This is a genomic window from Pacificoceanicola algae, from assembly GCF_049341065.1.
Classification (GTDB): domain Bacteria; phylum Pseudomonadota; class Alphaproteobacteria; order Rhodobacterales; family Rhodobacteraceae; genus Pacificoceanicola.
The window spans coordinates 62,697-75,295 of record NZ_JBMPIX010000001.1; the positions used below are offsets into that span (position 1 = coordinate 62,697).

The 12,599-nt window shown below is 62.8% G+C and carries 11 protein-coding genes and 1 tRNA gene; 2 read left to right on the forward strand and 10 right to left on the reverse strand.

Annotated features, from left to right (window positions below; genetic code table 11):
• Positions 1 to 54 precede the first annotated feature (54 nt).
• From ACOYQJ_RS00305 to ACOYQJ_RS00325, 5 genes are all read right to left on the reverse strand, one after another.
• Positions 55 to 621: a hypothetical protein gene (locus ACOYQJ_RS00305; protein ID WP_422903999.1), complete on the reverse strand. Its 567-nt coding sequence runs from the start codon at positions 619 to 621 to the stop codon at positions 55 to 57.
• Positions 622 to 756: 135 nt separating this feature from the next.
• A complete protein-coding gene (locus tag ACOYQJ_RS00310) occupies positions 757 to 879 on the reverse strand; it encodes a hypothetical protein (protein WP_422904000.1) in 123 nt (40 codons plus the stop codon).
• A 320-nt stretch (positions 880 to 1,199) separates the two neighbouring features.
• Entirely contained in the window at positions 1,200 to 1,295 is a 96-nt protein-coding gene (locus ACOYQJ_RS00315; RefSeq protein WP_422904001.1) for an FAD-dependent oxidoreductase, read from the reverse strand.
• A gap of 135 nt (positions 1,296 to 1,430) precedes the next feature.
• A complete protein-coding gene (gene lipB / locus ACOYQJ_RS00320) occupies positions 1,431 to 2,099 on the reverse strand; it encodes a lipoyl(octanoyl) transferase LipB (RefSeq protein ID WP_422904002.1) in 669 nt (222 codons plus the stop codon).
• A 4-nt stretch (positions 2,100 to 2,103) separates the two neighbouring features.
• Complete coding sequence (locus tag ACOYQJ_RS00325) at positions 2,104 to 2,880, reverse strand: LytTR family DNA-binding domain-containing protein (protein WP_422904003.1); 777 nt, start codon at positions 2,878 to 2,880, stop codon at positions 2,104 to 2,106.
• 96 nt (positions 2,881 to 2,976) lie between these two features.
• Between ACOYQJ_RS00325 and ACOYQJ_RS00330 the strand changes: the two genes are divergently transcribed.
• Both ACOYQJ_RS00330 and ACOYQJ_RS00335 read left to right on the forward strand, forming a co-directional pair.
• On the forward strand, positions 2,977 to 3,495 hold the full coding sequence (locus tag ACOYQJ_RS00330; protein WP_422904004.1) for a DUF2306 domain-containing protein: 519 nt from the start codon (positions 2,977 to 2,979) through the stop codon (positions 3,493 to 3,495).
• Positions 3,496 to 3,697: 202 nt separating this feature from the next.
• A tRNA-Leu gene (locus tag ACOYQJ_RS00335) sits at positions 3,698 to 3,784 on the forward strand.
• A 75-nt stretch (positions 3,785 to 3,859) separates the two neighbouring features.
• On the opposite strand, the gene ACOYQJ_RS00340 is transcribed toward ACOYQJ_RS00335, so the two are convergent.
• From ACOYQJ_RS00340 to ACOYQJ_RS00360, 5 genes are all read right to left on the reverse strand, one after another.
• Positions 3,860 to 5,071 carry an efflux RND transporter periplasmic adaptor subunit gene (locus ACOYQJ_RS00340; protein ID WP_422904005.1) on the reverse strand — a complete coding sequence of 404 codons (1,212 nt, stop codon included), beginning with the start codon at positions 5,069 to 5,071 and terminating at the stop codon, positions 3,860 to 3,862.
• A gap of 4 nt (positions 5,072 to 5,075) precedes the next feature.
• Positions 5,076 to 7,445, reverse strand: a complete 2,370-nt coding sequence (locus ACOYQJ_RS00345) for an ABC transporter permease (RefSeq protein WP_422904006.1) — start codon at positions 7,443 to 7,445, stop codon at positions 5,076 to 5,078.
• Positions 7,439 to 8,137: an ABC transporter ATP-binding protein gene (locus tag ACOYQJ_RS00350; RefSeq protein WP_422904007.1), complete on the reverse strand. Its 699-nt coding sequence runs from the start codon at positions 8,135 to 8,137 to the stop codon at positions 7,439 to 7,441. The genes ACOYQJ_RS00345 and ACOYQJ_RS00350 overlap by 7 nt, the downstream gene beginning before the upstream one ends.
• A gap of 152 nt (positions 8,138 to 8,289) precedes the next feature.
• On the reverse strand, positions 8,290 to 10,878 hold the full coding sequence (locus ACOYQJ_RS00355; RefSeq protein WP_422904008.1) for a Hint domain-containing protein: 2,589 nt from the start codon (positions 10,876 to 10,878) through the stop codon (positions 8,290 to 8,292).
• A 266-nt stretch (positions 10,879 to 11,144) separates the two neighbouring features.
• A complete protein-coding gene (locus ACOYQJ_RS00360; RefSeq protein ID WP_422904428.1) occupies positions 11,145 to 12,599 on the reverse strand; it encodes an inorganic phosphate transporter in 1,455 nt (484 codons plus the stop codon).

The window sequence follows — 12,599 nt, forward strand, 5'->3', positions numbered from 1 at the left end:
CCCCCTTGAAGGCACCGCCGAACACCCCTTGCCAAAAGAACCCGGCTGAAAACGTCAAAGGGTCGTCGATGGGTCTGAGAGGAACACGTGGCTCATCGCGCTGCGGCAAGCGATCGCCCCTATCGGTTTCGGCGCGCATCCAGCCGTGGCTGACGACAACGCCGGGTCGGTCCCGGAGCGGCAAGGACTGCCGTCGCCTTCAACGCCGATCTGGTGCCGGTCTTGCAGCCCGCGGCCCGCGTCGTCGATATCGGTTCCCCCAACCGCCATGATACAGGCGCGGCCGACCCGCATGGTCTCTCGATAACGCTTCAACGCGGCGATGCCGGGGATCAAAGTGGACAGTCCATCCAAAGCGGTTAAGCGCAGGCATTCAGGGGTGATCTGGGCGCGCTCTGTGTCGGGGCTGACGGTGGTGGACATGGACAGGCGCAGCGCCGGAGACCACGAGACATGGATTCGACGGTCACCGAACAGCACGAAATACCTATTGGCGCCGACAAACCCCGTGGTCGATGGCAGCTTCACCTCGCCGGGCAGCACGTCGATTATCACTGTCGCGTTCCAGTGCTGCGACCAGACAAAGGGCGTCGCTGGCCCGGCCATGGCATCCAGTCGCACCCGGTCTTCCCAAAGCGCATTTATAATCCAATCCGCCCTCGGAGTCTGGGGTGCGCCGGTTCCGCAAGGCAAAGGACATCCCCCCGGCGCTGCCTTGTTTCGCACTCACAACAGTGCAGTTGCCGCGAAACGCGATCAATGGGTGACATAGACCGCCGCCGAAACGAGATCGGCGATGCGCCCCGGATCAACAGCAATCTCAGGCGCGTGAAACTGCGCCTGAACGCTGCCTGCATAGATCGCGCGCCGGTCCTGCACGGTGACGGTCTGGCTGGGCTGGCAGGCCGAATTCGGCGCTCAGCTGCGCCTGCGTCTGGTCTACCATCTGTACATAGCGCCAAAGCGTATCGAATGAGCTCGCGGAGTTCTGGGGCACGATGTAATTGAAACAGCCCGATGTGGTTTGCAAAGCTTTGGGCGTCTGCGTCAACCGCGCCGCGATGTCCCGAAACTGCAGCGATCCTGCTGCCAGCCGCCGGTGAATATCTTGGCGGGGATCTGCGGCATAGACATAGCCAAGGTGCTGTTTGCCCTCATTGTGACAGCTTGCCTCCATCATCGGACGGCGGCGCGGTCGATCAGGTGACAGCGTGGCCGGACTGAGCCAGTTCCATCGCCGCAGCACATCCGGCAAGCCCTGCACCCAAAATGATCACAGGGCTGGTTTTCGGCATGTTGGTCTTTCGAATTGGAGCAGGCCGGTAGGCACCAGAGCCATTGCGGGTCGGGAAAGTCGATCCAAAGTCCAGAGGAATGCTCGGGCCCGTTGCCCTGCCATCGGGCAATTTGGCATGGATCGCGCTTTGGGGTCAGGCGGACACAGGCTGCCCCGGTCCCATGACAGTGTCAAAGCTGCGGCGCAAAGCGACGTCGAGATCGTCCATTCCCACCGGAAGACCCAGATCGACAAGGCTGGTCACGCCATATTCGGTGATGCCACAAGGCACGATGCCGGCGAAATGCTCCAGATCCGGTTCGACGTTGATCGAGATGCCGTGAAAGCTGACCCATTTGCGCAACCGGATGCCAATGGCCGCAATCTTGTCCTCAGCGGGTTTGCCGGATGCAGTCAGGGGGCGGTCGGGGCGTTCGATCCAGACGCCGACCCGCCCGTCGCGGATATGTCCCGTCAGACCGAATTCGCCCAAGGTGGCAATCACCCATGCCTCCAGATCGCGGACAAAGCAGCGCACGTCATGGCCGCGTTTGCCAACATCGAGCATGACATAGACCACCCGTTGACCCGGCCCGTGATAGGTGTACTGCCCACCGCGTTTCGCCTCGAACACCGGAAAGCGGTCGGGGTCCTTGAGGTCTTCGATCCGGGCGCTGGTGCCTGCGGTATAGAGCGGCGGATGCTCCAGCAGCCAGACGCATTCCTCGGCGGTGCCCGCAGCGATCTCGGCGACGCGCGCTTCCATAAAGGTCAGCGCCTCGGTGTAATCAGTCAGACCTTCGGTGATCTTCCATTCGACCATCTACTTACCGGGGCAAAAGCCCCGCCTCCTTGATCTTGGGCACATTGGCCCGACTGACGGGCAGTTCGGCGCCGCCACGCATTGTCAGGATCGCCCGATCCCCCTCGCGCCGCGCGGCGGTGACCTGCCCGAAGGCCGCCCAATGCGAGCGGTGCACCTGATCACCCTGCGTTGGCCCAACTTCGCGCATGGCATCTGACAACCGCATTAGCAACAGCTCTTCGCCCTTGGTGGTGTGCACCCTGACATAGTGATCTTCGACCGAAAGCGCCACCAACGCACCGCGTTTGTCCAAGGGCAGGCGTTCGAGGATCGGCGGCAGGCTGGCCGAGGCGTCGGCAGGCGTCGGGGCGCGCAGATGTTCGGCCGCCACATTGATCGCCGCAGTCACGATCAGGGTGATGACAAAGAGCGTTCCGAGAAACTCAGCCCATTCCGTGCCCGAAGGCAGCCAGCCAAAGACCAGCCAATTGACGACCAGAACCAGCCCGCTGATGGCCAGTGCAGTGGCACTTCCGACCGCCAGGACCTGTTGCCACAGCTTTTGCCCTGCCAGCTTGGGGCGCAGGACAGCGCCGACCAGCACACCGGCAGAATAGGTCGCAAAGACCAGACCCAGCCAATAAGCCAGTCGCGCAACAAGTCCCAGAAACTGATCGGTGCCGAACGGTCCGGCAAGGGCAAGCACCGCGCCGGCTCCACCAGCAATCACCAGCGTTGCAGGCTGGCCCATATGGCGCCGCCATTCCCGAAGCGTGGATTGCGGATCACTGTCACTCACGAAGGCGGCCCCCTGTTTCACGTAGTCGGGATGGCACGAGCAGACTGGCTTTGTCTAGCTGGGCAGGCAAGTTCCCTGCCTGAAAGGACCGATTGAATGACCCTTGCCCCCCTGCTGAGCGCCCCGGTGCATATCCAGATCCACGCCTTTGCAGCCATGATTGCGCTCGGGCTAGGCCCCGCCGTCATATACCGCCGCCGCCGCGACACGCTGCACAAGGTGGCAGGGTATATCTGGGTTGGTGCCATGGTGCTGACCGCGCTGTCGTCCTTTTCGATCCGGAGCTTTGCGCTGGTTGGTCCTTTCAGTCCGATACACCTGCTGGCACTTCTGACGCTTTGGTCGACCTGGCTGGGGATGCGGCATGCTGTTGCGGGGCGTATCCGGGCGCATGAACAGGTCATGCAAGGCCTCTATTGGCGCGGGTTGTGCGTCGCTGCCTTGTTCAACTTTCTACCCGGGCGCGTGGTCAACCGTATCTTTTTTGCGCAAGCGGCCGAGCTGGGCTACGTGGTGATCGCTCTGGGCGGGATCGCGCTTGTTGCGCAGTATTGGCGGGGGCGGCGCCTGTCCCGTCGGGTCGCCAGAACGGCCGCGACGATCGCGGGCGCTTAGGCGGCTCATCTTGTCATCCCAGCCCGAGTATTTATGGGTTTGTTCTACAAGAATGGCGCGAATTTCGATGCGCTTGGGAACGCCAAATAAAGGTGTATTGCGCGGCGCCAGACTTGCTTTCAGGAAAGCGCAAGAAAGCGCATTTTCTCTCTTCACATCCTCGGCGCGCTTATGTAGAGAGCCTCCACCAAGCCTAGACAGTGCGGTCGTGGCGGAATTGGTAGACGCGCAGCGTTGAGGTCGCTGTGGGGTAACTCCCGTGGAGGTTCGAGTCCTCTCGACCGCACCATTCATTCAGCGGAATGAGACGAGATCGGCGCCCTGCCTGAGGCGCCTTTTTGCGTTTCAAGGGCGCGGGGTCGCGTCATTCACGCACCGCCGGCGCAAGCAGTGCGCCTTCGATCACCGCATCTCCGGGGTGGCTGACAACCTGTTCGTTCTCTGAAAGGCCGGACAGCACTTCAGCGACCTGATCGTTGCGGCGACCGATTTCGATGGTTTTCAACGTCGCATAGCCGCCGTCATCGGCAAACACCGCCCAGTCGTTGCCCTGCCGGAACAGCGCGCCCAAGGGCACCGTCAGCACATCTGGCGCCTGCCAGACGATGATCTCGAGGCGCAGGGCGTAGGCGTCGCCAAGGCCCGGGCGGTCTTCTGGTGGTGATATGAAGTCAAAGATCGCTTCGACCCGCTGCTCCTCGATTCCCAAGGCGGAGACCTCGGTGCGCGCCAGCGGGTCGATCTGGCGCAGCTTGGCGGAAAGGGTGCCGTCGCCGCCCCACCGGGTGATCCGCGCCTCAGCGCTTTCGGGGATGCGCACGGCGTCGCGCGACAGCGGGTCGGCGACAATTTCGAGATCGCTGGGATCGCCGATGGTCAGCAGCCGCTGGCCGGCAGTGACAGGGCGTTCGCTGATCTGGTCGATCGACAGGACCACGCCATCGGCCGGGGCGGTGATCTGCACACAGCACGAGCCATTGGCATCGCGGGCGGCATCCGGGCCGATCAGGGCGGCCTGCGCGCGCTCCAGCGTGCTTTGCGCCATGGCGCGGCCAGAGATGGCGGTGTTGCGCGCGGCCTCGGCCACGCTGAGTGCCTGCATGGCATCCTCAAGCCGCACCAGCGAGGCGACGCCGCGCTCGACAAGAGCCTTGGTTCTGTCGACCTGCGATTTGGCATAGGTCAGGTCTGCCTCGGCCTGGGCAAGCTGGCTTTTGGAGACGTTCAGCGCGGCTTCGGCCTCGTGGACGGCGGCTTCGGCTTCGGTGCGGCTGCGCAGGTCCAACAGGCTGGGCGCGACCGGTTCGACCAAGGCCACAGGGGTGACGCCTGCGGCCACCACGTCGCCGACCCGCACGGGAGAGCGGATGGCAGTCCCGGTGATTGGCGAAGACACCTCCCATATCTCGCGGATGCGGGTCACGCCATCGACCTCGACGGTTACTTCCATCGGGCCGCGTGTGACCCGCGCAAGATCGACGGTGACGGGCACCGGGCGCAGGATGCCCCAGACAAGCAGGCCAATCAGGCCAAGGCCAAAGAGGCTGATGAGGGCGAGTCTTGTGCTGCGTTTCATGTGGTCATTCCCGGGTTTTGAGGACGGCGACAAGGTCAAGATGATCCAGCCGCTGGCGCACGATCAAAGCGGCGGCGGCGGTTGCGGCAAGCGACACAAGGCTCGCCTTGGAGAAATTGGCGAGCGTCAGGACCAGAGGCATGCGGTAGAGATCGCTGTCAAATCCCACCACCATCAGCCATGCGATCCCGGCCCCGATCGCCCAACCCAAAGGTTGCGCAAACAGCACCAGTGCGGCGGTTTCCCCCAGCAGGATCGCCGAAATCTCCGGCTTGGTGAAGCCGAGGATGCGCAGGCTGGCCAGCTCGCGCGCCCTTTCCGACAGCTGGATGCGTGCGCCATTGTAGGCGACGCCGACGGTGATCAGCACGGCGATGATGATAAAGACGATCTGGCTGATCCGCAGGTTCTGCGCCAGAGTATCGCGAAAACTGTCGCGCACCTCGGTCAACATGACCAGCGAGGCGACGCTGGGCAGGCTTTTGATCTTGGACTGAAAGGCGGGCACCTGCAGCGGGTCCAGCGCCACATTCAACGAGGTCACGCGCGGGGCGACCATCAACCTGCGTGACAGAGCCTCAAGCTGCATATAGGCGCCAAGGCCAAGGTACTGCGTGGCGATCCCCGAGACAGGAATGTCAAAGCTGGCGCGGCGGCCCTCGGTCACCTCGATATGTACCAGATCGCCGGGCGCAAGGTTCAAATGGTTGGCCAGTTGGCTTGACAGCACGATGCCTTCGGCGGGGACAGGGACCACGCGATCCTCGGTGTCCAGTGTCCTCACCAGATCGCCGCCGGGCGGGTGCGCGCTGATGGCCACTTGTTTGCTGAGTGGCCCGTTCCAAAGCGTGGCGGGCAAATCGAACTGCGGCTCGACCCGCATGACACCGGGCAACTGGGCGACGTCCTGAACCACCTCCAGCGTCGTTTCCGAGGCCAGGACAAGCGTGGCATGCTGGCGGCTGGCCTTGAAGAACGCGCTTTCGATCACCCGATCCATCGAGTCCGAGAAAAAGCCTGAGGCGATCAGGACGCCCACGCCAAAAGCCAACCCCAGTGATGTTGAAAAGGCCCGCATTGGCCAGCGGATCAAGCCGCGCAAGACGATCATCTCGGATTGCGACAGGCGCGCCCAGATTGCGAGACGGTCCAGCACGCCATGGCGGAAATGCGGCGGGGCAGGCGGGGCCATGGCCACGGCGGGGGCCAGTCGCGCCGCCGCAAGGACCGCGCGCATCGCGCCAATGGCCGCCGCCGACAATCCTATCAACCCGGAGAGGGCGTAGGTGTCCAGACCCTCTGGCCGCACGAGCCAAGGGAAGTCGTAGAACTTCGCGTAAATCCGCGCCATGCCGCTGGTCAGCCATGCGCCAACCGCCCAGCCCATGGCGATCCCGACAATTGCGATCAATCCGGCCATTACCAGATAATGCAGGCCGATCTCGGTGTTGCGGTATCCCAGCGCCTTGAGCAGCCCGATCTCGCTTCGCTCCAGCGCCACGATGTGACCCAGCACCATGTTGACCAGAAAGGCGGCGATGCCGAAAAACACCGGCGGCAGAACAAGTGTCATGTTGCGCAGCCCGTCCAGCTCCGCCTGAAGAAAGGAATGGCTGATCTGCTTTTCGCGGTCATGCGGGCCGGGGCCGCCCCATGGCTCCAGCAGGCGGTCCACTTGGTCGATCACCGCATCCGGATTGGCGTCGCGGCGCAGGGACAGCGTCAGATCATTGAACGCGCCGGTCATGCCAAAGGTCGCCGCAGCAGCGCGTTGCGGCATCCAGATCATGCCAAAGCCCGCGTCGTCCGGCATCAACCCGCCGGGGGGCAAAGCATAGATGAACTCGGGTGAGCGCAGCGTGCCGGTGATGGTGAAATCAATCCGTGTGCCGTCCGTGATGGCGGAAAAGCGATCTCCGGGCAGGTAATCGTTCGCGGCGGCAAAGCGAGCACTGACGGCGACCTCGGTTTCCGCGTCCGGGTCCGGCAAGCGCCCGCTGACGAGAATTGGCACGTTCAGTTTCGCGCTGCTTTCCGGCAGCGACAGCACCCGTCCGGCGGCCGGCGCCGCGCGTCCCGGCAGATCAAGGATCACCCAGCCTGTAACCCGCGCTTCGGCGGCGCGCACGCCGTCAATTTCCCGAACCTCGTCGAGCAGCGACAAGGGCGCCCTGCGGGCAGTGGCGAAGATATCGGCAAAACCCTGACGATCGTAATAATCGCGCTGCGTTGCCTCAAGCGCGCGCAACATGCCAAAGCCGGTCAGAAAGATCGCCACGCCGCAGGCCAGCACCAGCGCGATGGCCAGCGCCTGCGTCTTGAGCCGCCACAGATCGCGCAGCAGCTTTCGGTCAAGGGCGTGCAGCGTCACCATTCGATCTCGGCCGGGGTCAGGCGGCTGTCATTGCGGGTGACTTCGGTGACCTTGCCATCCTGAAACCAGATCACCCGGTGCGCCATGCGCCGGATCCCCGCGTTATGGGTAATGATCAGCGTGGTCGTCCCGAATTTGACGTTCACCTCGTTCAGCGCCTCAAGCACCGAAACGCCGGTGCGGCTGTCCAACGCGCCGGTCGGTTCATCACACAACAGTACGGCGGGACGCTTGGCGATGGCGCGGGCAATGGCGACACGTTGCTGTTCGCCGCCAGACATCTGCGACGGGAAGTGATCCATGCGGTCGTCCAACCCGACCAGCGCCAGCGCCTCTTCGGTGGGCATCGGGTCATGCGCCACGTCCGTGACCAGCGCGACGTTTTCGCGGGCGGTCAGGCTGGGCACAAGGTTATAGAACTGAAAGACAAAGCCGACATGGTCGCGCCGGTACAGCGTCAATTGCCGGTCGCTCATCGCGGTCAGTTCCTTGTCATGGAACCAAGCCTTCCCCGAAGTTGCCTGATCCAGTCCGCCAAGGATGTTCAAGAGCGTGGATTTTCCGCTGCCGGAGGGCCCTAGAAGCACGACGACCTCGCCCTTGGGCAAGGCCAGATCGACGCCGTCCAGCGCCCGCACGGGGGCCGTGTCCTTGCCGCCGTAAAGCTTGGTCAGGCCCTGCGTGCGGAACACTGATCCCTCAGGGGTGGTCCCCTGTGCAGGCAGAGGTGCGGATGGCTTGGCTTGGCTCGGCATTTGGTCCTCGTGACTGCGACGTCGGTGCAATCTTAAGAGGTTTGCAGTGCGGCTCAATGACAAGGATCAAGCTGCTGAACCCGCCCGACTTAGCAACGCGGGCAAGTGATCTGGCACAACCGTTGTGGCAGGTGCGCAAATGAAACCAGGCGGCGAGCACGGTCTCCGTAGGCCTTGATTCCCAGAACCGGCAAACCCGGGAACAACCGGGCAAGTTGCCGCCGCGCAGAACGATTCAGAGTGCCGATGGCTTGAGCGCCGGGGTAGAAACTTTCGCTTGGGGTGCCATTGGCATAAATCATCTGATGGGCCGCGAGCATCAAATGGAAATAGCTCACCTTTCGACAGCCTTGCGCGATACGCGCGCCGCCACCGTGCAGTCGGGCCAGATGTGCCGCGCGGACCAGAACCTCATCTCCCTGGGGATCACGGATCACAACCCCATGCTGCGGAGAGACCGCTAGTGGCCGGTACCCGTTCGTCAATTGCGGCGCGAGCAGGATCGGCCGCAGCTGCGGATGCGCCGCCAGAACATCCCGGCCCAGATCGCGCCGGGCGATCCAAAGCAGCCTTTGTGGTCCGCTGTCCCGGGTAATGATCCGGTCTCCGGGGCGCAGATGCTCGACCGGGATTTCACCTTTCAGGGTCCGAATGAAAGTGCCTTGGGCAAAGCAGACAACCCCGGTGTTTTCGTAGGTGTAGAAGGAGTCATCCGCCGTTGCGCCGGTGAACGTCAGCCCGCCCGCACCAAAACTGGCATTGTCGCCCCAGTCGATGGTCTGGCCCTTGGTGTCCAATGTGTTGGACTGGTTGAGAATGCCATCGTCAGCCTGATCGGCGTAGAGCTCTGCAATATGATCGTAAAAGGCGGAGAGGTCGATGAAATCGTTGTTGGCGCTGTTGCCATCCAGCAGCCCGCCGGTATTGCCGGTGTTGAAATCGGTGATCGTGTCGGCACCGTCCCCGGCGCTGTAGTCAAAGGTATCAACGCCGGCGCCGCCGCTGAGCACGTCATCGCCGGTTTGGCCTGCCAGTGTGTCATTGCCGCTGCCGCCGGTGATCGTGTCAGCGCCGCCACCGGCGTCAACGACAATGCCGGCCGTATCGAGGGCCGCGTTCACGACGTCGGCATCGCCGGTCAAAATCAGTTTTTCGATGCCCTGGAAGCTGAGCGTATCTGCACCATCTGTCAGGTCGCCGGAGCCATCGCCGCCGTATGTGGCGGTGACGGAGATTGCGACTGCACTCACATCGAGGGTGTCGAAATCCACGCCCGTTTGGGTGGTATCGCCACCGATGATGGTATCCGCACCAAAGCCGCTCTCGATCACAAAGGTGTCGGCGTCTTGTTGGCCATCAAGCAGGTCATCGCCGCCGCCGCCGTTCAGGATGTCAGCGCCTTCACCGGCCCAGAACCGGTCATTTCCGGCCCCGCCGATCAAGCTGTCGTTGCCACCTGCACCGGAGAAATCCATATTGGAAGATCCAGCGATCATTGTGTCGCCGAAGTCTGAGCCCAGCACCTCATCAATGTTGATAAGGACATCGCCCTGTGCGTCGCCGCCCACTTCGGCCAGCCCATCGCTGAAGTCAATCGTCACGCCGGATGTGCTGCCTGCGTAAGTGACAACGTCGTACCACAAATTCCCGCCATCAAGCGTGTCTGCGCCAGCGCCGCCCACAAGCGTGTCGTTGCCATCGCCGCCCAGCAGGATGTCATTGCCATCGCCACCGGACAGGCTGTCCCTTCCGACACCGCCTTGCAATGTGTCAGCGCCGCTGCCCGCCAGAATAGTGTCGTTGCCGGTTCCGCCGACAAACAGGATAGTGTCCGCCGTCCATGTCCAGATGTCGCCCTGATTGGAGCCGTGGATTTCCTCGATCCCGGAAAAGTCGACATTGAAATTGCCGGTGTCCAGGCGCGAGGCGTCAAGGATGTCATAGCCCGCGCCGCCATCGACCGTATCCGTGCCATTGATCGAGGCGAAGATGCTGTCGTTGCCGTCACCTGCATCAATGCTGTCGGCCCCATCGCCGCCAAAGATCTGATCGTTGCCGCCACCGGCGCTGATGGTATCGTTTCCGGCTCCGGCGAGGATGGTGTCATTGCCGGCGCTGACGCTCTCCCCCTCGGCATCCAGATAGCTGCCATTGATGACATCGCCGCCGGCTGTCCCGTCTACTGTGCCGGTGCCGGTGGGATTGGGAACGGAATAGCCGCTGAAGGCCTCTGCGTCATAGTCGAGGTAGCTGAAAACCGGGTTGCCCGCATTGACATCGGGGTTGGAGTTGTAATTCAGCGTCTCATAGCTGCGGCCGGGGACCAGCGGAATTTCGGACAGCGTGTAAAGGCCTGTGGCGCCGCCAAGTTCGACATCAAGCTGCACGACTTCAAAGATCTCGCCGGTGACGGTGTCCCGCAGGGTCCAGACGACTTCTGCATCGACGGTTGTGCCATCGCTGGTGCCGCCGGGTGTGTAGACATTCGCCGTTGCGCTTTCGGCGCCCAAGTTGTCGTCGTCTAGCGTTTGCCCTTCGATACCGGCTTCGTTGTCAAAGAAGGTGGCACTGCCATCGGGGGCCGAAGGGCCGCCCCAGACAGAGGTGCCGCCGATGCTGGTGGTGAACAGTCCGGCGGGATTGACGGTGTAGAACAGGATTTCGGGGTAAACGGCCAAGTCAGATCATCCCGACAGGCCGGACTGCAGGCACAGTCCGCTGCGCTGGACTGGGTGGATATAGCCCGCGTCCAGAAGGGGAAATTGACATTCGAACGACATGGCTCTGAACCGCTTGGCATTCCTGATACGGTCCGTAGAGTGCAGAAAAAATGTCAACTAATGGTTGCCGTCGGTTCGCAATCTTCGGCGAATTCGATTCAACCGAGACTGGCCAAGCGCCTGTCAAAACGGGCCGGATGATCCGACCCGCCGGTATTATTGGTTTAGCCCAGAAGGCTTGTCAGCAAATAGAACCAGAAGGCCGACATCAGTGCCGCTGCGGGCACGGTGATCACCCATGCTGCGATGATGGTCAGGAAGTGCGAGCGGCGCACCAGCTTGCGGCGCTTGCGCTCTTCGCTGGGCAGGCGCAGGGACTCGGGGCGGGTGCCGCTGAGTCGGCGCGAACGGCGCTCGGCGTGCCATTCGCGGAAAAAGCCGACGCCAAAGACGCCGCCAACCGCGATATGGGTCGAACTGACGGGCAGGCCCAGCCACGAGGCAACGATAACAGTCACCGCCGCCGAAAGCGCCACACAATAGGCGCGCATCGGGTTCAGTTTGGTGATCTGATTGCCGACCATGCGGATCAGTTTCGGGCCGAACAGCACAAGACCAAAGGAAATCCCAAGCGCGCCGATAACCATGACCCAAAGCGGGATGCTGACCTTGGCAGCGATGTCTCCGGCCTCTTGTGCATGCACGATGGCCGCCAGCGGGCCAACCGCGTTGGCGACGTCATTGGCGCCATGGGCAAAGGACAAAAGCGCCGCCGACATGACCAGCGGCAGGCGGAACAGCACCTTGAGCGACTTGTTGCGGTTCTCAAGACCTACGGACTGGCGCCGCACGAAGGGCGTCGACAGGGCGGTCGCTGCAGCGCCAATCCCAGCGCCGATCAACAGTGCGGTGCCGATGTCGATCTTGACGATCTTTTTGATCCCCTTGAGCGCAAGATAGGCACCAAAAGCGGCGGCCATCAGGCCGATCAGGATCGGCACCCACTTGCGCGCAGCGGCGATCTTGTCCTCTTGGTAGATGATCTGCCACTTGATGAAGGCCAGCACAGCGGCGGCAATCGCACCGCCCAGCACCGGGGAAATCACCCAGCTGGCGGCAATCGCGCCCATGGTCGGCCAGCTGACCGCGCCGAGGCCAGCGGCGGCGATCCCGGCGCCCATGACCCCGCCCACAACCGAATGCGTGGTCGAAACAGGCGCGCCGACCCATGTGGCAAGGTTCACCCAAAGCGCCGCCGAGAGCAGCGCCGCCATCATCGCCCAGATAAAGGTATGGCCTCCGGCCAGCCCCGCCGGATCAATGATCCCCTTGGAAATGGTCGAGACGACATCGCCGCCGGCCAACAGGGCGCCCGCACTTTCGCAGATCGCCGCAATGGCGATGGCACCAACCATCGACAGCGCCTTGGCCCCGACCGCCGGACCCATATTGTTGGCCACGTCGTTCGCGCCGATGTTGAGCGCCATGTAAGCCCCCAGTCCGGCGGCCACGACAATGAACAGGCTGGTTGGCGGTGTGCCCGACCAAAGCCCGGCAAACAGCGCGGCAAGCCCGATGAAAACCACCGAGATCCCCACGCCAAGCAGCGGTCTAGAGGAATAAAGCGCGGCGGTTTCAAGGCTGTTGACTCGGCCAAGATCACGGTCGAGCGTTTGCAT